Origin of the sequence: Streptomyces odontomachi (assembly GCF_024435355.1) — a bacterium.
In the GTDB taxonomy this organism is placed as follows: Bacteria; Actinomycetota; Actinomycetes; order Streptomycetales; family Streptomycetaceae; genus Streptomyces; species Streptomyces odontomachi.
In genome coordinates this window covers 53,530-75,206 of the sequence record NZ_JAMJWG010000004.1, presented here as the reverse complement: position 1 = coordinate 75,206, position 21,677 = coordinate 53,530, and the positions used below count along the sequence as shown (strand labels likewise).

13 protein-coding genes and 1 pseudogene are annotated in these 21,677 nt (G+C 72.2%); 5 read left to right on the top strand and 9 right to left on the bottom strand.

Features of this window, described 5'->3' with window-relative positions:
* Positions 1–1,275 precede the first annotated feature (1,275 nt).
* The 4 genes and pseudogenes from NQO67_RS11245 to NQO67_RS11230 form a co-directional block, all read right to left on the bottom strand.
* Entirely contained in the window at positions 1,276–2,442 is a 1,167-nt protein-coding gene (locus NQO67_RS11245) for an acyl-CoA dehydrogenase family protein (RefSeq protein ID WP_255949717.1), read from the bottom strand.
* Positions 2,439–3,452: a hydroxymethylglutaryl-CoA lyase gene (locus NQO67_RS11240; RefSeq protein ID WP_255949716.1), complete on the bottom strand. Its 1,014-nt coding sequence runs from the start codon at positions 3,450–3,452 to the stop codon at positions 2,439–2,441. The genes NQO67_RS11245 and NQO67_RS11240 overlap by 4 nt, the downstream gene beginning before the upstream one ends.
* Before the next feature lie 179 nt (positions 3,453–3,631).
* A pseudogene (locus NQO67_RS11235) lies at positions 3,632–5,797 on the bottom strand (acetyl/propionyl/methylcrotonyl-CoA carboxylase subunit alpha); the annotation flags it as partial.
* A 10-nt stretch (positions 5,798–5,807) separates the two neighbouring features.
* Complete coding sequence (locus NQO67_RS11230) at positions 5,808–7,430, bottom strand: carboxyl transferase domain-containing protein (RefSeq protein ID WP_255949714.1); 1,623 nt, start codon at positions 7,428–7,430, stop codon at positions 5,808–5,810.
* Positions 7,431–7,601: 171 nt separating this feature from the next.
* On the opposite strand from NQO67_RS11230, the gene NQO67_RS11225 reads away from it, so the two are divergent.
* From NQO67_RS11225 to NQO67_RS11215, 3 genes are all read left to right on the top strand, one after another.
* Positions 7,602–8,231, top strand: coding sequence for an SACE_7040 family transcriptional regulator (locus NQO67_RS11225; RefSeq protein WP_255949713.1), 630 nt, complete (start codon positions 7,602–7,604; stop codon positions 8,229–8,231).
* 145 nt (positions 8,232–8,376) lie between these two features.
* Positions 8,377–9,534, top strand: coding sequence for an acyl-CoA dehydrogenase family protein (locus NQO67_RS11220; RefSeq protein WP_255949712.1), 1,158 nt, complete (start codon positions 8,377–8,379; stop codon positions 9,532–9,534).
* A gap of 108 nt (positions 9,535–9,642) precedes the next feature.
* Positions 9,643–10,515 (top strand): acyl-CoA thioesterase, encoded by an 873-nt coding sequence (locus NQO67_RS11215; RefSeq protein WP_255949711.1) that lies wholly within the window; start codon positions 9,643–9,645, stop codon positions 10,513–10,515.
* 83 nt (positions 10,516–10,598) lie between these two features.
* Here NQO67_RS11215 and NQO67_RS11210 read toward each other — a convergent pair whose 3' ends face one another.
* The 5 genes from NQO67_RS11210 to NQO67_RS11190 form a co-directional block, all read right to left on the bottom strand.
* Positions 10,599–13,157, bottom strand: a complete 2,559-nt coding sequence (locus tag NQO67_RS11210) for a protein kinase domain-containing protein (protein WP_255949710.1) — start codon at positions 13,155–13,157, stop codon at positions 10,599–10,601.
* A 172-nt stretch (positions 13,158–13,329) separates the two neighbouring features.
* Positions 13,330–14,643: an MFS transporter gene (locus NQO67_RS11205; protein WP_255949709.1), complete on the bottom strand. Its 1,314-nt coding sequence runs from the start codon at positions 14,641–14,643 to the stop codon at positions 13,330–13,332.
* A 189-nt stretch (positions 14,644–14,832) separates the two neighbouring features.
* Complete coding sequence (locus NQO67_RS11200; protein WP_255949708.1) at positions 14,833–15,612, bottom strand: SDR family NAD(P)-dependent oxidoreductase; 780 nt, start codon at positions 15,610–15,612, stop codon at positions 14,833–14,835.
* Between the two features lie 90 nt (positions 15,613–15,702).
* Positions 15,703–17,124, bottom strand: coding sequence for an aldehyde dehydrogenase family protein (locus NQO67_RS11195; RefSeq protein ID WP_255949707.1), 1,422 nt, complete (start codon positions 17,122–17,124; stop codon positions 15,703–15,705).
* A 310-nt stretch (positions 17,125–17,434) separates the two neighbouring features.
* Positions 17,435–18,457, bottom strand: coding sequence for a LacI family DNA-binding transcriptional regulator (locus NQO67_RS11190; RefSeq protein WP_255949706.1), 1,023 nt, complete (start codon positions 18,455–18,457; stop codon positions 17,435–17,437).
* Between the two features lie 80 nt (positions 18,458–18,537).
* On the opposite strand from NQO67_RS11190, the gene NQO67_RS11185 reads away from it, so the two are divergent.
* Entirely contained in the window at positions 18,538–19,950 is a 1,413-nt protein-coding gene (locus NQO67_RS11185) for an FAD-dependent oxidoreductase (RefSeq protein WP_255949705.1), read from the top strand.
* On the top strand, positions 19,943–21,658 hold the full coding sequence (gene ilvD, locus NQO67_RS11180) for a dihydroxy-acid dehydratase (protein WP_255949704.1): 1,716 nt from the start codon (positions 19,943–19,945) through the stop codon (positions 21,656–21,658). Before NQO67_RS11185 ends, ilvD begins: the two co-directional genes overlap by 8 nt.
* Positions 21,659–21,677 lie beyond the last annotated feature (19 nt).

The window sequence follows — 21,677 nt, the reverse complement described above, 5'->3', positions numbered from 1 at the left end:
GTTCGACTCCGTTCGACGGGGCGGTGGGGGGGGGGTGTGGTTCGGGGGTGTCCCCCTTTGCCTCTTCATTCGGCTGGTGGGGTGGTGTGGTTTGGGGTGTCCCTGGGGGTTGGTGGCGGGCTTTCGGTTTCGTGGTGGCTGGGTGCGCAGTTCCCCGCGCCCCTTTTTTTGTGGTGGCCGTGGGTCGTCTTGTGTTGGTTGTTCGGTGCTGGGGCGCGTGGTCTTTCGTTGGGGGTCGGGGGCGCGGGGGTATGTACGTGCTCGGTCCGGCGCGTGAACGTTGTCGTTCGTGTGCCGTTGCATGCACCGGATCCTGCGCGCGCACATACCCCCACACCCCCTCCTCGCCGTTGGCGACTATCCCTCGGTGTCCCAGTCCCTCGGTGTTCCTGGTCCCTGGGTGTTCCTGGTCCCTGGGTGTCCCTGGTCTCTTGGTGTTCCTGGTCGTGACTGGCTGCTGTGCGACGTCCGTGGTCGGGTGGGCGTCCCGCCGCGGCTTCTCCTGTCTGTTGGGGGTCGCCCCTCGGTGTCCCTGGCCGTGATGGGTTGTTGTGGGATGTCAGGGTTTGGGTGGGTGTTTGGGCTTCACCGGGGTGGGGTCGCGAATGTTCGTGAGGGGACGTGGGGGGATGTGCGCGCGCAGCAGCCGGCGCTCGGTGCCGGTGTCTGGGGCGGCGTTCGGAGGGCGCCGGATCGAGCACGTACATCCCCCGCGGCGCCGACTCACGACGAAACAGTGGGCGCATCGTGAGTGGTGAGGCGGTGCGGTCGGGTGGCCCACGGTGACCGTTGAAGGGGCGCGGGGAACTGCGCGACCGGCCACCACGAGACCGTATGGTCGCCACCGGGGCTCAGGGGCACCCCATGCCGCAACCCCATGCCGCAACCCATGCCGCAACCCCATGCCGCACCCGTGGCCACCGGCCCGGTGGAAGGCGAACGAAGGCACCCCGAAAGGGGGAGGCCGAAGGCGAACGAGGGCACCCGAACCGGGGGCGAACGGGGGCACCCCGACCGGAGGGTATCGGGGGGCTACCCCGAACCGGCAGGTGATCGGAGACCCCGACCCAGGGGACGATCGGGGACACCCAGCCCCGGGGGTACCGGGGGCACCCCGACCCGGGGGATGATCGGGGACACCCCGACCCCGGGGTGCCGGGGACACCGACCCGGGGCACCGGGGGCCCCTGACCCGGGGGCGAACGGGGGCACCCGACGCAGGGGTGCGCGGCGGACTTCGACCCGGGGGACGAAGGGGGCGCCCCGAATCGAGGGTCAGCCCGCGAGGCCCAGCTCGCGGGCGACCAGCATGCGCTGCACCTCACTCGTGCCTTCCCCGATCTCCAGGATCTTGGCGTCACGCCACATCCTGGCCACCGGATACTCGTTCATGAAGCCGTACCCTCCGTGGACCTGGGTCGCCTCCCGGGCGTTGTCCACCGCGACGGTGGACGAGTACAGCTTTGCGAGCGCGGCCTCCTTCTTGAACGGCTCGCCTCTGACCAGCCGGGACGCCGCGTCGCGCCAGGCCAGCCGGGCCGTGTGGGCCTTCATCTCCATGTCCGCGATCTTGAACTGGATGGCCTGGTAGTTCCCTATGGGGCGGCCGAAGGCATGGCGCTCACGGGCGTACTTCAGTGACTCGTCGACGCAGCCCTGCGCGAGGCCGGTGGCCAGTGCGGCGATGGCGATACGGCCCTCGTCGAGGATGCGCAGGAACTGGGCGTAGCCCCTGCCCTCCTCGCCCAGCAGGTTCTCGGCCGGTACCCGTACATCGACGAACGACAGCTCACGGGTGTCCGACGCGCACCAGCCGACCTTCGAGTACGGCTCCGCGATGGTGAAGCCGGGGGTGCCGGACGGCACGATGAGCGACGAGATGAGCGGGCTGCCGTCGTCCTTGCGGCCGGTGACGGCGGTGACGGTGACCAGGCCCGTGATGTCGGTGCCGGAGTTGGTGATGAAGCACTTGGTGCCGTTGATCACCCAGTCGCCGGTGGCCTCGTCACGGCGTGCGGTGGTGCGGGTGGCGCTGGCGTCGGAGCCGCCGTCGGGCTCGGTCAGGCCGAACGCGCCGAGGATCTCGCCTGAGCACAGCCGCGGCAGCCACCGGCGCTTCTGCTCCTCGGTGCCGAACAGGTGCAGCGGCATCGCGCCCAGCGAGACGCCCGCCTCCAGGGTGATCGCCACCGAGGAGTCGACCCGGGCCAGTTCCTCCAGGACGATGCCGAGCGCCAGGTAGTCGCCCCCCATGCCGCCGTGCTCCTCGGGGAAGGGCAGCCCGAACAGGCCCATGCGTCCCATCTCCCGCACGATCTCGTACGGGAACTCATGCCGCTCGTAGAGGTCGCCGATCTTCGGGGCGATGACGTCGCGGGCGAACTCCTCCACGGTGCGGCGGAGTTCTTCGTGTTCCGGGGAGAGCCGGTGGTCGAGGGTCATGGCGAGGACTCCTTCGCGGACGGGTCCGGCTGTGCTCCGGTCAGAGCCCGGACGGTGCGGGACGGGCTGGGCCGCCCCAGGTGTCGTGCCATCCACGCGCTGGTGGCGGTGAGACGGCCGAGGTCGACACCGGTCTCGATACCGAGGCCGTGCAACATCCACACGAGGTCTTCGGTGGCGAGGTTGCCGGTGGCGCTCTTCGCGTACGGGCAGCCGCCGAGGCCGCCCGCGGAGGCGTCGACGGTGGTGACGCCGTGCTGGAGGGCGGCCAGCGTGTTGGCGAGCGCCTGGCCGTAGGTGTCGTGGAAGTGCACGCCGAGCGCCTCGTCGGGCACGCCCGCCTCGTTCAGGGCGGTGAGCAGGGCGGTGACGTGGCCCGGGGTGGCCACACCGATGGTGTCGCCGAGGCTCAGCTCGTCGCAGCCCATGTCGCGCAGGGCCCGGCAGACCCGCACCACCTGCGCGATCGGGACGGGGCCCTCCCAGGGGTCGCCGAAGCACATCGAGAGATAGCCGCGGACGTGCGGGGCCGGCGCCTCGGGCACGCCGGGCGGTGACCCGGTGCCGTCGAACAGCTGCTTCGCGCGGGACACGACCGGGGCGAACATCTCCAGGGACTCGTCCACCGAACGGTTGAGATTGGCGCGGGCGAACGACTCGGTGGCGCTGGCGAAGACGGCGATCCGGCGGGCGCCGAGTGCGTGGGCGCGGTCGAGACCGCGCACGTTCGGCACCAGTACCGGCAGGTTCACCCCCGGCAGCTCGCGGACGAGCGGGAACAGCTGGTCCGCGTCGGCCAGCTGGGGCACCCACTTCGGGTGCACGAAGCTGGTGGCCTCGATGGTCGTCAGGCCGGCGCCGGCGAGCCGGTGGATGAATTCGGCCTTGACCTCGGTCGGTACCGTGACGCTCTCGTTCTGCAACCCGTCCCGGGCGCCGACCTCGTGGATCCGCACCCGGGCGGGCAGCCCCGCCGAGGGAACGGACATGGGCAGTCCCTGGACCGTCATGGTGTCGCCTCCCCGGGCCGCTCGTGCTGGTCGGGGGTCCCGGGCGTCTCGGGCGTCCCACGTGTCTCGGGCGTCTTGGGTGTTCCCGGCTTCTCAGGGTCTTCGCGTCCGTCGGACCGCTCGTGCTCCTCGGCGCCCGTGCGGTCGTCAGGGCCGCCCCGCTGCTCGTGCTCGGCGGGCTTCCCATGCTCGGCAGCCTCCGCCGTTCCCCCGTCCGCGTCCCCGTCCTCGTCCGGCACGATCACGGCCAGTACCTGGTCCATGACGACCGTCGTCCCCGGGGCGACGTCGAGTTCGGTGACGGTGCCGGGGTGCGGGGCGGCGATGACGTGCTCCATCTTCATCGCCTCCACGACCAGCAGGCTCTGGCCCGCGGTCACCCGATCGCCCACCGCGGCCTTCACGACGGTGACGGTGCCGGGCATGGGTGCCGTCAGCGAGTCGGCGCCCGCACGGGCGGCGCCTGCGAGCGCGGCCTCCACCGGGTCGTGGTCGAGCACCTGCCAGGCGTCGCCGTCCCGGCCCAGCCAGTCGCCGGCGCGGTCGAAAGTGTGCAGCACCCCTTCGACGGTGACCGAGACCCGGTCGGGCGTGACGGTGTGGCCGGTCGCGGGGCCGGGGCGGTGCGTGACGGGCTCGTGCCCCGGGACCCTGAGCGGGAAGCGGATCGGTGCCGGCTCACCGCCCAGCCGCCATCCGCTGACCGCGGCGAACGGGTCCCGCCAGCCGCCGGCATCCGGGGCGGCCCGCAGCGCCGCGAGCCGTACGGCCGCCGCGGCCTCGTACACCTCATCGGGCACCGACCGTGGCACCAGCGCGTCCAGCTCCCGCTCGACCAGGCCGGTGTCCAGGTCGCCTGCGACCACGGCAGGGTGGGCGAGCAGCCGGCGCAGGAAGCCGGCGTTGGTCGGCACGCCCAGCGTCACCGTCCGGGCGAGCGCGGCACGCAGCCTGCGCAGGGTGGTCGCGCGGTCGGGGCCGTGCGCGATCACCTTGGCCAGCATCGGGTCGTAGCGGCTGGAGACCTCGGTGCCCGCACTGAGGCCGGAGTCGGTGCGCACCCCGTCGCCGGTGGGCTCGTGCAGCGCGAGCACGGTGCCCCCGGATGGCAGGAAGCCGCGGGCGCCCTCGCTGACGGAGACCGTCTCTGCGCAGATCCGGGCCTCCACGGCATGGCCCGTGAGGGTGATGTCCTGCTGCTCGTACGGCAGCTGCTCGCCCGCGGCGATCCGCAGCTGCCATTCGACCAGGTCGAGGCCGGTGACCAGCTCCGTGACGGGGTGCTCCACCTGGAGGCGGGTGTTCATCTCCATGAAGTAGTACGCGGACGGGTCGGTGCCGGGCACGATGAACTCGACGGTGCCCGCGCCGCGGTAGCCGCAGGAGCGTGCGGCCTGCACGGCGGCCTCGCCCATCGCCGCCCGGGTGGCCGGGTCGAGCAGCACGCTCGGGGCCTCCTCGATCAGCTTCTGGTGGCGCCGCTGGAGGGAGCACTCGCGCTCGCCGAGGTGGATCACCCGGCCGTGGCCGTCCGCGAGGATCTGGATCTCGATGTGCCGGGGGCGGTCGACCCACCGCTCCACCAGGAGGGTGTCGTCGCCGAAGGAGGCCAGGGCCTCACGCCGGGCCGCCGCGATCTCGTCGGGCAGCCGGGCCGCTTCGCGCACCAGCCGCATGCCCTTGCCGCCGCCGCCCGCCGACGGCTTCAACAGCACCGGAAGGCCCGTCTCGTGGGCCGCGGCGACCAGCCCCGCGTCGTCGAGTCCGCTGCCCGAGGAGCCCGGCACCACCGGCACCCCGGCGGCCCGTACCGTCTCCTTGGCGCGGATCTTGTCGCCCATCAGCGCGATCGCGTCGGCGGGCGGGCCGATGAACACCAGGCCGGCGTCGGTGCAGGCACGGGCGAAGGCGGCGTTCTCCGCGAGGAAGCCGTAGCCGGGGTGGACGGCCTGGGCGCCGGTGCCGGCGGCGGCCTTGATGAGCCGCTCGATGGAGAGGTAGCTCTCCGCGGCGGGCGCCGGCCCGATGTGTACGGCGGTGTCGGCCTCGCGGACATGCCGGGCGTCCGCGTCGGCGTCGCTGAAGACGGCGACCGAGCGGATGCCGAGCGCCCGCAGCGTACGGATGATCCGTACGGCGATCTCGCCGCGATTGGCCACCAGGACCGTGTCGAACGCCACGGGTGGGACCGCGGCGCCTCCGGGGGTGGCGCTCCTTGCCCGGGCCGTCGCGTCCGCCGTCGTCCCCCGGTCCGTGCCGCCCGTGGCCATCTCGGTCTCCGTCTCGGGCCGTGTCCCTGTGGTGTCGGTGTCCTGCGTCGTGGTGTCGGTGTCCTGCGTCGTCATGGCCGCCCCCTCACATCCGGAACACGCCGAAGCCACCGTCCCTGGCGGGCAGCGGGGCATGGGCACAGGCGGTCAGGGCCAGGCCGAGCACCTGGCGGGTCTCCAGAGGGTCGATCACGCCGTCGTCCCACAGCCGGGCGGTGGCGTAGTACGCGTTGCCCTGGGTCTCGTACTGCTCGCGGATGGGGGCCTTGAAGGCCTCCTCGTCCTCGGCCGACCACTCCTCGTCGCGTCCGGCGAGCTGGTCACGGCGGACGGTGGCGAGCACCGAGGCGGCCTGCTCGCCGCCCATGACGGAGATCTTGGCGTTCGGCCACATCCACAGGAAGCGGGGGCTGTAGGCGCGGCCGCACATCGAATAGTTCCCCGCGCCGTAGGAGCCGCCTATGACGACGGTGAGCTTCGGCACGCGGGTGCAGGCCACCGCCGTCACCATCTTGGCGCCGTGCTTGGCGATGCCGCCCGCCTCGTAGTCGCGGCCGACCATGAAACCGGAGATGTTCTGGAGGAACAGCAGCGGGATGCCGCGCTGGTCGCACAGCTCGATGAAGTGGGCGCCCTTCTGGGCGGACTCGGAGAACAGGATGCCGTTGTTGGCGACGATGCCGACCGGGTGGCCGTGGATGCGGGCGAAGCCGGTCACCAGGGTCTGGCCGTACTCGGCCTTGAACTCCGCGAAACGGGAGGCGTCCACCAGGCGTGCGACGACCTCACGGACGTCGTAAGGCGTGCGGGAGTCGACGGGGACCGCGCCGTACAGCCCGTACCCGTCCACCTTCGGCTCCTCCACGGGCTCCACCCGCCAGGGCAGCGCGGGGGGCTCGGGGAGGGTGGAGACGATGGTGCGCACGATGCGCAGCGCGTGGGCGTCGTCCTCGGCGAGGTGGTCCGTGACGCCGGAGACGCGGGAGTGCACCTCGCCGCCGCCCAGCTCCTCGGCGGTCACCACCTCGCCGGTCGCCGCCTTCACCAGCGGTGGGCCGCCCAGGAAGATGGTGCCCTGATTGCGAACGATCACCGCCTCGTCGCTCATCGCCGGCACGTACGCGCCGCCCGCGGTGCAGGAGCCGAGGACCGCGGCGATCTGCGGGATGCCGGCGCCGGACATCCGTGCCTGGTTGTAGAAGATCCGGCCGAAGTGCTCGCGGTCCGGGAAGACCTCGTCCTGCATCGGCAGGAAGGCGCCGCCGGAGTCGACCAGGTACAGGCACGGCAGGCGGTTCTCCAGCGCGACCTCCTGGGCGCGCAGGTGCTTCTTGACCGTCATCGGGTAGTAGGTGCCGCCCTTGACGGTCGCGTCATTGGCGACGATGACGCAGGCGCGGCCCGAGACCCGGCCGATGCCGGCGATCACCCCGGCGGCCGGTGCCGCCCCGCCGTACATGCCCTCCGCGGCCAGCGGCGCCAGCTCCAGGAAGGGCGAACCGGGGTCCAGCAGGGCGTCCACCCGCTCCCGCGGCAGCAGCTTGCCGCGCGCCACGTGGCGGGCCCTGGCCCGCTCTCCGCCGCCGAGCCGGGCCGCGGTCAGCCGCGAGCGCAGCTCGTCCACCAGCGCCAGATGTGCCGCCTCGTTGCGCCGCCAGGCCCCGGAGGCGGGGTCGACGGCGCTGGTCAGCACGGGTGCCTGCCGCATCGATCAGCCCCCTTGCTCATCGGTGGTCCCCTGCCCTGCTCGGTGCACGCCGGACGGGCCGTGCGGGCCGGGTGCCGGGCCTCGGCCGACTGCCGCGACCGTGTGTTAATCATCGTTAACGTCCTGCCCTCATGTTAACGACCGCTAACCTCCCTGTCTACAATTGCCCGTATGGCCACGCGATCCGACGCCCCCCGATCCGGCGCCACCCGTGCCGACGCCCCCTCGCGCCGCGAGCAGATCCTCAAAGAGGCCGCCCGGCTCTTCGCCGAGCGCGGCTTCCACGGTGTCGGCGTCGACGAGATAGGTGCCGCCGTCGGCATCAGCGGGCCCGGGCTCTACCGCCATTTCAGCGGCAAGGACGCCATGCTCGCCGAGCTGCTGGTGGGGATCTCCGGCCGGTTGCTGACCGGCGGGAAGCGGCGCGTCGCCGAGGCGGACGGCGACCCGGACGCGCTGCTCGACTCGCTCATCGAGGGCCATATCGACTTCGCGCTGGACGACCGCTCCCTGATCACCCTGCACGACCGCGAGTTGGACCGGCTCCGGGAGAGCGACCGCAAGCTGGTGCGCCAGCTCCAGCGGCAGTACGTGGAGCTGTGGGTGGCGGCGGTGCGCCACTGCTACCCGGAGCTCGTCGAGACCGAGGCCCGCGCCACCGTGCACGCGGTGTTCGGGCTGTTGAACTCGACCCCGCACCTGAGTCGGCCGGGATCACTTCCGGGGCCCGGCCGGATGCGGGGGTTGCTGCACCGGCTGGCTCGGGGGGCCTTCGCGGCGGCCGGGGCGTCGGCGGGGTGACGGTTCCGGTGCCGGAACCCGTGACGCGGATCTCCCTGGACGCTCGCGGCGGGCGGCGGGTACGCTGGACTGAGCAAGCGCTTAGTTCGCTGTACGTACCCGGTCACGCGGGCCGCAGGGCCCCGGCAGCAAGAGGGAGTTCTCCGTGCGCCGTACCGTCTTCAATGAGGACCATGAGGCCTTCCGGGCCACCCTCCGGGCCTTCATCGAGGCCGAGGTCGTACCGGTCTACGAGGAGTGGTACGCGGCCGGCATCGTCCCGCGCGACTTCTACTACAAGCTCGGTGAGCTGGGCGTCTTCGGTATCGAGGTGCCGGAGGAGTACGGCGGCGCAGGCGAGGAGTCGTTCAAGTTCCAGGCGGTCATCACCGAGGAGGCGGCACGCGCGGGTGTCTCCTTCGGTGGCTCCAGCGTGCACGTCGCGCTCTGCCTGCCCTACCTGAAGGCCTACGCCACCGAAGAGCAGAAGAAGCGCTGGCTGCCGGGCGTGGCCAGCGGCGAGACCATGTTCGCCATCGCCATGACGGAGCCCGGCACCGGTTCCGACCTGGCCGGCATGAAGACCACCGCCAAGCTCTCCGAGGACGGCACGCACTACGTCCTCAACGGCGCCAAGACCTTCATCACCGGCGGTGTGCACGCCGACCGGGTCATCGTCTGCGCGCGCACCGCGCCCCCCAAGGAGGACGACCGGCGCCACGGCATATCCCTGCTGGTCGTCGACACCAGGTCCGAGGGCTACGCGGTCGGCCGCAAGCTCGACAAGATGGGCCTGAAGGTCTCCGACACCGCCGAGCTGTCCTTCTCCGACGTCAAGGTGCCCGTGGAGGACCTGCTCGGCGAGGAGCACAAGGGCTTCTCCTACCTCGGCCAGAACCTCCCCCAGGAGCGCCTCGGCATCGCCGTCGGCGGCTACGCCCAGGCCAAGGCCGCCGTCCGCTTCGCGCAGCAGTACGTCGCCGATCGGACGGTCTTCGGCAAGCCGGTCGCCGCGTTCCAGAACACCAAGTTCGAGCTGGCCGCCTGCAAGGCGGAGGTGGACGCCGCCGAGGCGGTCGTCGACCGGGCACTCGAGGCGCATGACGCGGGCGAGCTGACCGCTGCGGAGGCGGCGAGCGCCAAGCTCTTCTGCACCGAGGTCGCGCACCGCGTCATCGACCGCTGCCTCCAGCTGCACGGCGGCTACGGCTACATGAACGAGTACCCGATCGCCCGCCTGTACGCCGACAACCGCGTCAACCGCATCTACGGCGGCACCAGCGAGGTGATGAAGATGATCATCGCCAAGGACATGGGCCTGTAAGGAGCCGGGGCACGGGCCCGTAAAGTCCGTTCGTAAGCCATTGACCGGGCCCGTACGGGCGGGAAGGCCGGCGGGACCGTGGCGCGGTCCCGCCGGAACACACGACACATGCATCCAGCACTCATCACGCTGCTCGACCTGCTCGACCTGGAGCGGATCGAGCAGGACATCTTCCGCGGCCAGTCGCGCTCGGCCGTGGTGCCGCGCGTCTTCGGCGGCCAGGTCGCCGCGCAGGCCCTGGTGGCCGCCGGCCGCACCGTCCCCGAGGGCCGCGACGTGCACTCCCTGCACGCCTACTTCCTGCGCATGGGGGACCCGGGCGCGCCCATCGTCTACACCGTCGACCGGATCCGGGACGGCCGCTCCTTCACCACCCGGCGGGTCGTCGCCGTCCAGCACGGCCAGCCGATCTTCCACCTCTCCGCGTCCTTCCAGACGTTCGAGGAAGGGCTCGAGCACCAGGCCGCGATGCCGGAGGCACCCGATCCGGAGTCGCTGCCGACCGCGGAGGAGATGCTGCCGCGGTACGCCGACCGGTTCCTCGCACCGGCCGTCGTGGAGGCGATACTCGACGCGCGCGCCGGCGTCGACCTGCGGTACGTCGAGCGGCCGCCGTTCGCGACCGTGGGGCAGCCGCGGGAGCCGCGTTCCCAGGTGTGGTTCCGTACCGACGGCAAGCTGGCCGACGACCGGCTGCTGCACATGTGCCTGGCCACGTACGTCTCCGACATGACGCTGCTCGACTCCATCCTGCTCGCGCACGGCCGCGGCGGCTGGACCACCGGTGACATCGTCGGCGCGTCGCTCGACCACGCGATGTGGTTCCACCGGCCGTTCCGTGCCGACGAATGGCTGCTCTACGACCAGGAGTCGCCGTCGTCGTCCGGTGGCCGCGGTCTCGGGCAGGCCCGGATCTACACGCAGGACGGGCGGCTGGCGATCTCGGTGATCCAGGAGGGCCTCCTGCGCGTGCCACGCTGAGGCGTGCCGCCCCCGGTCGGGCCGGCCGCCCCCGGTCGGGCCGGCCGCCCCCGGTCGGGCCGCACCCGAGGCCGGCGTACCCGTCAGACGTCCTCGGCTTGCATACGTGCCGATTCCGCCCGTTCCTGGCCCTGCCCCCGTTCCTGTTCCTCCGCCGCTGCCTGCTCGTCGGCATGGTTGTCGCGGGCGATCACGGTGTCGGGGTGGTCGGGTCCCAGCACGCGTGCCGAGTCGGTGGCGATCCCGGCGTACAGGCGTGCCGCCTCCGCGTGCTCACCCGCACCCCTGAGCTCCCAGGCATGGTGGTGGCGGGTGAGCAGGGTGTCGTAGTGGTCGGGTCCCAGGACGCGTGCCCGGTCGGTGGCGAGTTCGGCGTGCAGCCGTGCCGCCTCCGCGTGCTCCCCCGCGTCTCCGAGGGAGCATGCGTGGAGGCTGCGGGACCGCAGGGTGTCGGGATCGTCGGGTCCCAGGACGCGTGTCCGGTCGGCGGCGAGTTCGGCGTGCAGCCGTGCCGACTCCGCGTGCTCACCCGCACCTTTGAGCGCCCAGGCATGGTCGTGGCGGGCGCGCAGGGTGTCGGGATCGTCAGGTCCTACCACCCGGGTCAGGTCGGGGACGAGGTCGGCCAGCAGGCGCGCGGCCTCCTCGTGCTGACCCGCCTCCCCGAGCTGCCGGGCGTGGTGCAGGCGGACCAGGAGAGTGTCCGCGTGATCGGCCCCCCGCACGCGCGCGTAGTCCGGTACGAGTTCGGCCAGGAGATGCGCGGCCTCCATGCGCTGACCCGCGGCTCCCAGATTCACGGCCTGGAGGTGGCGGGTGAGCAGGGTGTCCTGGTCGTCGGGTCCCCTCAGGCGCACGTAGTCCGGGACGAGGTCGGCCAGCAGGCGTGCTGTCTCCTCGTGCTGACCCGCCTCCCCGAGATATCGGGCGTGGTGCTGGCGGGTTTTGAGTGAGCTCCGGTGGTCGGGTCCCTTCAGGCGTACGAAGTCCGGGACGAGCTCGCCCAGCAGGCGTGCGGCCTCCGCGTAGTCTTCCGCGTCCCCGAGAGCCACGGCGTGGTGTTGCCGGACGTAGAGATTGTCGCGGTGGTCGAGACCCCGCACACGTGCGCAGTCCGCGACGAGTTCGCCGAGCAGGCGTGCGGACTCCGCGTACTCGCCCGATCTGCCGAGGCTCAAGGCGTGGTTGTGGCGGACGCCCAGCGTGTCGGGGCCGTCAGGACCGGTCACCCGTGCCTGGTCGGGGATGAGGTCGCCCAGGAGGCGCGCAGCCTCCCTGTGCCGACCAGCCGCATCGAGCTCTACGGCATGGACGCCACGCGTGAGCAGCGTGAGTTGGTGGTCGGGACCCTTCAGACGCAGGAAGTCGGGGACGAGTTCGCCGAGCAGGCGTGCGGCCTCCGCGTGTTCGTCCACCAGCCCGAGGGCCAAGGCGTGGTCTTGGCGGGCGTAGAGCGTGTCGAGGTGGTCGGCTCCCCGCACACGCGTGGAGTCCGCGACGAGTTCGCCCAGCAGGCGTGCGGCCTCCGCGTACTCGCCCGACTTCCTCACCTTCAGGGCGTGCCGGTGGCGGCGGCGCAGCGCACGGGGACGGTCGGCCTTGGCCGTGCGAGTGGAGTCCCCGGCGGGGTCGGCCGAGTGGTCCGCTTCCGGTGGCTGCTGGTCCGGGCGCGGCGGGGCGTCCCGTGGGGGTGCGGTGACCGTGGGCTCGGAGTGGAACGGCGGCGGGGTGGTGGTGCCGTTGGCGGTGTACGGGGCGGTGCCGGGCGTGGTGCGTTCCTGGATGAGGGTGGTCACGGCCTCGGGCCACGGGGCCGTGGGGGAGAAGTCGTCGGGCGGAGCCAGGTGCGCGGCGATCTGGTCGAGGAGTCGTGCGGGAGTGGGCCGGTCGTCGGGGTTCTTGGCCAGGCATGCGGTGACCAGGGCGCGTACCGGGTCCGGCAGCCCGTCGAGACGTGGCTCGCTGTTGACGACGCGGTGCAGGATGCCCAGGGGTGCGCCCTGGCCGAAGGGTTCGCTGCCGCCGGCGGCGAAGGCGAGCACGGCGCCGAGGGAGAAGACGTCGGAGGCCGTGCCCATCGGGTCGTCCTCGATCTGCTCGGGTGACATGAATCCCGGGGTGCCGATCACCGTGCCGGTGCCGGTCAGCGCGGTGTTGGCCACGGCCCGGGCGATCCCGAAGTCGATGACGCGCGGGCCGTCCGCGGCCAGCAGCACGTTCGACGGCTTGAGATCGCGGTGCAGCAGGCCCTCCGCATGGATGGCCTGCAAGGCCTCGACCAGGCCCGCCGCCAGGGGCCACAGCGCGTCCTCGGGCAACGGTCCTGCCGTGGCCACGGCCTCGGCCAGGGAAGGGCCGGGGATGTAGAGCGTCGCGATCCACGGCGGGTCGTCCTGCGGACCGGCCGCCACGACCGGCGCGGTGAACGCACCGTTGACCGACCGCGCGGCCGTCACCTCGCGCTCGAAACGACGCCGGAACTCCGCCTGCACCGCCAGATGCGGATGCACCACTTTCACGGCCACGGCCCGCGCGCCCGGTGAACGCCCCAGGAACACCGCCCCCATGCCCCCGGCGCCGAGCCGGCCACGCAGCACGAAATCCCCCACGCGCGCCGGATCCCCCGCCGCCAACGGCTCCATATCGCCTTCTTCCCCGGCCAGAACACCTGTCCACCGATCATCGCCCGGCACCCACCCAACCACCAAGGCGTGCCGTTCCGGTTGGGAATCCGACTCGGCGCACGCAACACGGCGGGCCCCCGCTGACGCGCAACACGTCGGCGGGGGCCCTTGCCGTTCCCTTCCCGGTGGACTACACGGTGCGCAGCTCCCCGCGCCCCGTCTCCGGTGTGACCAGCACCGCCACCAGGGCCATCGCCGCACATGCCATCAGGTAGCCGGCGGGCGCCAGCTGGCTGCCGGTCACCGACATCAGGTAGGTGGCGATGAACGGGGTGGTGCCGCCGAACAGCGCGACGAAGACGTTGTAGCCGAAGGAGTAGCCGCTGACCCGCACCCGCGCCGGGAACAACTCCGCCATGAGGGCGAACGGCGTGCCCGCGTAGGTGCCGAACACCACGCCGAGCAGGGCGAGGGCGGCGACCGCACCCGGCACGCCGCCCCGGGACATCAGCAGGAAGATCGGGTACGACAGGACGAGGTACGCCACGCACCCCGCGATCGTCACCGGCCGTCGCCCCACGCGGTCGGAGAGCGCGCCGGTCAGCGGCAGGGTCACGATCGCCACGAGCAGCGCGACCATGGTGAGAAGGAACGTTTCGGTACCGCTCAGCGACAGCTCGCCGGCAAGGAAACTCGGCACGTAGGTGAGCACCATGTAGAAGCCGACGCCGTGCATCACGCCGATGCAGCCGCACCGCAGGACGGCGCGCCAGTGCTCGCGCAGCGCCTCCCGCAGCGGCGCCCCGCCGGCCGCACCACGTTCCTCCAACGCCAGGAACACCGGCGTGTCCTCGAGGCGCATCCGCAGATACAGCCCGACCAGCCCCAGCGGCCCTGCGATGAGGAACGGGATCCGCCAACCCCACGCCTCCATGGCGCCGTCCCGCAGGGTGCTGTACAGCACGGTCACCAGCGCCGAACCGAACAGCGCGCCGACGAAGGCGGACAGGTTCCCCATGCTGGTCAGCAGCCCGCGCCGGCCCGGCGGGGCGTACTCGGTCAGGAAGGTGTACGCATTGCCGGTCTCGCCGCCCGCCGAGAAGCCCTGCCCGATGCGCAGCAGCACCAGGATGACCGTCGCCGTGACACCGAGGGTGGCGTGTGTGGGCAGCACCCCGATCAGGAACGTGCTCACGGAGATGAGCACCACCACGGCCGCCATCGTGCGCTGCCGGCCGATCCGGTCACCGAGCGAGCCGAAGAACAGCGCGCCCAACGGCCGCACCGCGAAGGTGAGGCCGAAGACCGCGAACGACGCGAGCAGCGACGCCGTCGGATCGGCGGAGGGGAAGAACAGCACGCCGATCGTCGGTGCCAGGTAGCCGTAGACGGCGTAGTCGAGCCATTCGATGGCATTGCCGATACCGGCCGCCACGACGGACCGCACCAGCGGGCGCCGGTCCACGGCGGCACCGGTGTCCTGCCGGGTTGTAGTCGGTTGCATGGGAAGTCCTCTCAGCGCGTTTAGAGCTCGGTTCGCCTCCGGGGCGCTTACAGCCTGTGTCGAGGAGGCGACCGTGCTCAGCCCTCCTTCGTCGGGCCTCCGCGCTCCCCCGCGCTCGACTGCGCTCGCGCGGGTGGGGCCCCCTGCCTCCTCGACACAGGCGCGCCCCTTCGGCTCACCCACGGCTGCTCACACGGAGCGGCCTCCGTCGATGGCGATGACCTCGCCGGTGACGAACCCGGCGTTGTCGGATGCCAGGTAGAGCGCGCCGCGTGCGATGTCGCCGGGGTCGGCGAGCCGGCCCATCGGGATCGAGTTGACGTACATCTCACGGCCCTTGGCGATGTCGTTGGACTCGCCGATGAACTGGTTGAGCATGGGCGTCTCGGCGGCGCCGGGCGCGATGCAGTTGACCCGCACGCCGTCGGCGGCCGTCTCCAGCGCCAGGGACTTGGTCATGCCGATCACGGCGTTCTTGGCCGCGACATAGGCGGTGAGGCCGGGGCGCGGGCGGACGGCGACGACCGAGGCGATGTTGATGATCGAGCCGCGACGGCGCTCCTTCAACGCGGGTACCACGGCCCGGCAGACGTGGAAGACGCCGTCCACGTTGACGTCCATGACCCTGCGGTACAGGCCGTCGTCGATCTTCTCGATCGGGGTGAACTCATGGGCCATACCGGCGCAGTTGACGACGATGTCGATGCCGTCGGTGCGCCGCTCCACATCGCGCACGCTCTCCTCCACCGTGGCCCGGTCGGTCACGTCGACCCGGTAGCCCAGGGCCTCGTGCCCGTCCCCGCGCAGCTTCTCGACGGCCTCGGTGACCCGGCCCTCCTGTACGTCGGCGAGTGCGACGGTGGCGCCGTGCGCGGCGAACAGGGACACGATCTCGTAGCCCATGCCGGACGCCGCGCCGGTGACGTACGCGACCTTGCCCTCCAGCTGCATGGCGGTCGGGTGCTGCATGAGAGGTACCTGCTTCCTGTTCATTGCTCGGGGTCGAGCATCGAGGTCGGGATGATTCGCTCTTCGCGTCGGCGCAGTCGCCGCACGCTGTCAGCGGAGGTTGAGGACGACGAGCTTCTCCGCCGTCATCTCGCGGATGGTGTCCCGGGGGCCTTCCTTGCCGAGCCCGGACGACCGGATGCCGCCGTACGGCAGGGCGTCGGCGCGGAACAGCGGCCCGTCGTTGATCAGCACTCCGCCCATCCGCAGGGCGCGCGCGAACCGCATGGCCCGGTCGACGTCGCGGGTGAACACCCCGGTCTGCAACCCGTACTCGCCGGCGTTGAGCAGCTCGATCACGTCCTCGTCCGCCTCGTACGGCAGCACGCTGACGACCGGCCCGAAGACCTCCTCGCACACCAGCCGCATGTCCTCCCGGGCGCCCTCGACGACGGTCGGCGCGAACAGCGTGCCGTTTCGGGTGCCGCCGCACCGGACGGTGGCGCCCGCCGCGGTCGCCTCCGCGAGCCAGGACTCGACCCGTGCCGCGTCCGAGGCACGCAACAGGGGGCCCAGGTCGGTGCCGGGGTCGGACGGATCCCCGACCACCAGGTCGGCGGCGTAGGCGGTGAGCCGGTCGAGGAACTCGGCGTGGCGGGAGCGCTGCACGTACACGCGCTGCACGGAGATGCAGACCTGCCCGGCGTGCGAGAACGCCTGGCGGCCACAGGTCTCGGCGGCGTGCGCGAGGTCCGCGTCATCGGTGACCACGGCCGCCGAGTTGCTGCCCAGCTCCAGGAGCGTGCGCCGGGGGCCGGCGGCGGCGTGGATCGCCCGGCCCGCGCGGGCGCTGCCGGTGAACGTGACCAGGTCGACGCCGGGATGCGCGACCAGCGCCGCACCCGCCTCGGCGCCACCGGTCACCAGAGACGCGTACCCGGGCGGGAAACCGGCCCCGGCGAGAAGGTCGAACAGCAGCGTGGCGGAGTACGCGGTCTCCGGCGCCGACTTGACGACGATGCTGTTGCCCGCGGCGATCGCCGGGCCGAACTTGTGCGCGAGCAGCACCAAGGGAGCGTTGAACGGCACGATCGCGGCGACCACGCCGACCGGATCGCGCACCGTGAAGGCGAGCCGGTTCTCCATGCCGGGCGTGCCGTCGACGGGCGGTGTCTCGCCCCCGATGCGGGTGGCCTCCTCGGCGCACATCCGCAGCACCTGCGCGGTGCGCCGCACCTCGCCCTCGGCGTCCCGCAGCAGCTTGCCGGTCTCCGCGGTGACCACACCGGCGAGCACGTCGACCCGCTGGAGCAGGGCGGCGGCCAGGGCGTGCAGCACCTCGGCACGCCGTGCGGGCGGCAGCGGCCGTGCAGCGGCCCGCCGCGCGGCGGCCACGGCACGGTCCACCTCGCCGGCGGTGCCGGTGCACAGCGTGGCGATGACCTTCCCGTGGTACTTGTCGGCCACCTCGATCGTGTCCGGGGTGCTCACCCAAGCACCGTCGATGTACAGGCCCGTCGGATCCAGCGCCACAGCCGCCCTCCTCCGTTGAATGCCGTTCCGTTGAATGCCGTTGGGTACGTATGCAAACGAGAGGTGGGGTGGATGTCAACCCCTCCGGCACTCCCTGGGTCGGCCGAGCGCGGGGCGCGGAGGAGTCGGCGCGCCCGGGGTCGGGCAAGTCCGTTCAGGACAGGGGCGGTTGGCTCCGGAGCGGGAGTCCGCCCAGGTCGGGACGCGTTGGTCCACGAGCTGGGAAGTTCTGGCTCGGGAGTCGGGACGAATGGGCTCAAGGGCCGGGACGAGCCGGCCCAGGAGGGGCGGAAGTCCGGCCGGAGGGGGGTCAGTCCGTGCCGGCCTCGGCCCAGCCGGTCGAGTGGCGTGGCACCAGCGTGCAGGGCAGGCAGACCTTCTCCGGTTCCGACGAGGAGTCCGCCAGCCGTTGGCGCAGCAGCGCGACGCCGCGGTCGACCATGTCCTGCACCGGCTCGTTGACCGTGGTCAGGTTGAACGCCTCCCACGAGGCCATCTCGATGTCGTCGTAGCCGACCACCCACAGCTGGTCGGGGACCGTGACGCCGAGCGAGCGTGCGGCGTCGACCACCCCGAACGCCGTGATGTCGTTCACCGCGAAGATCGCGTCCGGCGGGTCGTCGCGGTCCAGCATCCGCCGGGCTGCCTCGCGTCCCTCCCGGTGGGAGACGTCGACGCGTGCGCAGTCCCGGTCGGCGATCTCCACACCCGCGGACGCCAGGGCCGACCGGAAGCCCATCTCGCGCTCCCGGATGGTGCTGGCGTTGAGGTCGCCGCTGATCAACCCGATCCGGCTGCGCCGCGTCAGGTACTGGCCGACCATCCGCCCGCCCTCCCAGTTGTCACCGGTGACCTGGTCGCAGGCGAGGCGCTCGACCGCCCGGTGCACCAGCAGGACGGGGATGCCCTGGTCCACCGCTGCGGCGAGCGGGATGGAGTCCGCCGCGGCCGTGGTGAAGATCATCGCGTCCACCCGGCGCTGCCGGATCGCCTGCACGGCGGCCTGGTCGGCGCCCTGTTCGGCGTGCCAGAAGATGGTCTGCAAGCCCACTGAGGTGAGCTTGGCCGCGAGGGTGTGCAGCAGGTACGAGTGGAACGGGTTGGTCATCCGCGCGATCACCACGCCCACCACACCGGTGTGGCCGGTCCGCATCATCCGGGCGGCGAGATTGGGTTCGTATTTCTTCTCCGCCAGGACCCGGAGTACCCGCTCGCGGGTTTCGGCGCGGACCCGGGGGTCGTTCGTGAGCACCCGGGACACCGTGGACTGCGAGACTCCAGCGATCTTGGCGATATCTTTGCTGGTCAGACCGGTTTCTCGGGATGGTTTCACCCTGCCTCCTGTTTGACTTGACCCTAGCATCGGTCGGATCCATTGACGAGCGACGGGGACCCGGGTATGAATACGTACCCATGACGCCTTTGGCAACGACCACGGATACGGATACCTACGACGTCCTGGTGGCCGGCGGCGGCCCCGCCGGAGTGGCGGCGGCGGTGGCGGCGGCGCGCTCCGGCGCGCGGGTGGCGCTGGTCGAGCGGTACGGGTTCCTCGGCGGCACGATGACCGCGGTGACGCTCGGCAGCCTGTGCGGCTACTACACGGTGCGGGACGGTGCGGCCCTCCCCGTCGTGGGCTCTTTCGCCACCGAGGTCGCTGACCGGTTGCGGGACTGCGGGGGCGCGCCGGACAAGCCGGTCTTCTGGCTGCGCACCGCGTCCCTTCCGTACGACCCGTTCCGGCTCACCCTGGTGCTCGACGAGCTGGTGGGTGCGGCCGGTGTCGACGTCCTGCTGCACAGCATGGTCACCGGCGTGCTCCGGGACGGCGACCGGGTCACCGGCATCGAGGTGCACAGCAAGCAGGGACCGCGCCGGCTGCGGGCCCCGGTGGTCGTCGACTGCACCGGTGACGCCGACGTGGTCGCGCAGGCCGGCGGGGAGTTCCTGCCGGTCGACGGGCCGCCGCAGTTCCCGAGCACCATGTTCCGCTTCGGCGGGGTGGACACCGACCGCGCCGCCACCATCAGCCGTGCCGAGCTGCACGCGCACCTGGAGCGTGCGGTGGCCGCGGGCATCGACCTGCCCCGCACGGCGGGCGGCATGTACAGCGTGCACCCCGGCATCATGCACCTGAACATCACCCGGGTCAGCGACCGGGGCAGGCCGCCGGACCCCGCCCGTACCGAGGAGTTCGGCGCCGCGGAGGCCGAGGGGCGCCGGCAGGTGCTCCGCTACGAGCAGGCCTTCCGCGGGTACGTGCCGGGGTTCGAGCACGCCTTCGTACTCGACTGCGGCGCCCAGCTCGGCGTACGGGAGAGCCGTCGGGTGGCCGGAGCGTACGTGCTGAGCAGCGACGACGTGACGGGCGCCGCACGGTTCCCCGACGCGATCGGATGCAGCGCCTGGCCGATGGAACGGCACGGGGCCGGTCGTGGGACCCAGTGGGGCTGGCTCGACCCCGGCGCCTACTACCAGATCCCGCTGCGCGTGCTCGTGCCGCGCGATCTCGACGGGGTGCTCGTCGCGGGGCGCTGTGCGTCGGCGGACCTGGGCGCGCAGGCGTCCCTGCGGGTGACCGCCCAGTGCATGGCGATGGGGGAGGCGGCCGGGGTGCTGGCCCACCTGGCGACCGAGGGTGCGCAGCGACCGCGCGACGTGCCGGCCGAGCGGGTCCGGCGGGTGCTGACGGACCGGGGAGCGTTCCTCGGCACCACGGCCGACCAGCAGATCCACGCCGAGCAGATCCACGCCGAGCCGACCCGTGCCGGCGAGCACCGCACCGGTGGGAACCGCACCGAGGAGAGGGACGATCAGGATGCCTGAGCTCCGCAGCAACTTCACGCCGGGAACCACTCCCTGGGCCGTGCGCCGGGCCCAGTGGCGTGCGCTCGGCATACCGGACGCCGACATGGACAAACCCAAGATCGCGGTGGTCAACACCTCGTCGGAGCTGTCGTCCTGCTTCAGCCACCTGGACGAACTGGCCGCCGTCGTCAAGGAGGGCGTCCGGGCGGCCGGCGGCCTGCCGTTCGAGATCCGCACCACCGCCCCGAGCGACTTCGTGACGAACGCGGGACGGCAGGCGCGCTATCTGCTCGCCACCCGGGACCTGCTGGTCAACGACATCGAGGTGGTCGTCGAGGGCGCCCTGCTCGACGGCATGGTCTGCCTGTCGTCGTGCGACAAGACCACTCCGGGGCACCTGATGGCCGCCGCCCGGCTCAACGTTCCGACCATCGTGGTGACCGGCGGATACCAGGACCACGGCATCCACCGGGACGAGCCGGTCGACATCGAGGACGTCTTCGAGTCGGTGGGCGCGGTCAGCGACGGGCGGCTGAGCGTCGACGAACTGCGCCGGATGTGCGATGTCGCGGTCTGCGGTCCGGGCGTGTGCGCGGGGATGGGCACCGCCAACACGATGCACGTGGCCGCCGAAGCGCTGGGCATGACGCTGCCGGGTGCGTCGCTGATCCCGGCGCGCGGCGAGCGGGTCCGGAGCCTGGCGCACGCGGCGGGGGAGCGGATCGTCGGGCTCGTCGAGGAGGACCTGCGGCCCAGGGACGTCATGACGGAGGGCGCGTTCGCCAACGCGGTGCGGACCTGTCTGGCCGTGTGCGGCTCGGTGAACGCGCTGCGCCACCTCCAGGGGGTCGCCACCGAGGCGGAGAACGGCGTCGACGTGTACGCCCTGTACGAGAAGTGGTCGCGGCAGATCCCGCTGCTGACGGCGGTACGGCCCAACGGCCCGATCCGCGTCGACGAACTCGACCGGGCGGGCGGGACCCGGGCCGTCATGAAGGGGCTCGAGCGATGGCAGGACCCGGCGGCCCGCACCGTCAGCGGCCGTACCGCGGGGGAGTTGCTGGCCGAGACCGCCGTCGCCGACCCCGCCGTCGTCGGCACCGTGGACGAGCCGCACGCGCCGGCGCCGACGCTCCTCCTGCTCTACGGATCGCTGGCGCGGGAGGGCGGCATCATGAAGCGGGGCGCCGCCGGCGGCGAGCTCCGCTTCCGCGGTCCCGCCCGGGTGTTCGACACCCAGGACGGCGCGATGGAGGCGATCCGCGACCGGCGGATCGGCTCCGGCGACGTGGTGGTGCTGCGCGGCCTCGGCCCGCAGGGCGGGCCCGGTGTCGCCTCCGCTTCGTGGTTCGTCGCGGCGATCCACGGTGCCGGTCTGGGCGAGGACATCGCGGTGGTCACCGACGGCCAGCTGTCCGGGCTCAACCATGGGGTGGTGGTCGGCCAGGTCTGCCCGGAGGCGGCCGTCGGGGGGCTGATCGGGCTGGTGGAGGACGGCGACGAGATCACCATCGACACGGCCACGGCCACCGTCGACCTCCTCGTCCCCGATGCCGAGGTCGAGCGTCGGCGCGCGGCGTGGAAGCCGCCGGAGCCCACCTCCGAACGGGGCTGGCTCGCGATCTACCAGCGCCTCGTCCGGCCGCTCTCCGAGGGCGCGGTGATCGTCCCGCGGCGCCCCGGGGACGAACCGTCGGCCCGTCCGGTCGTGCCGGGTGGCTCCTGAGCGGTCCGGTCCACCCCCG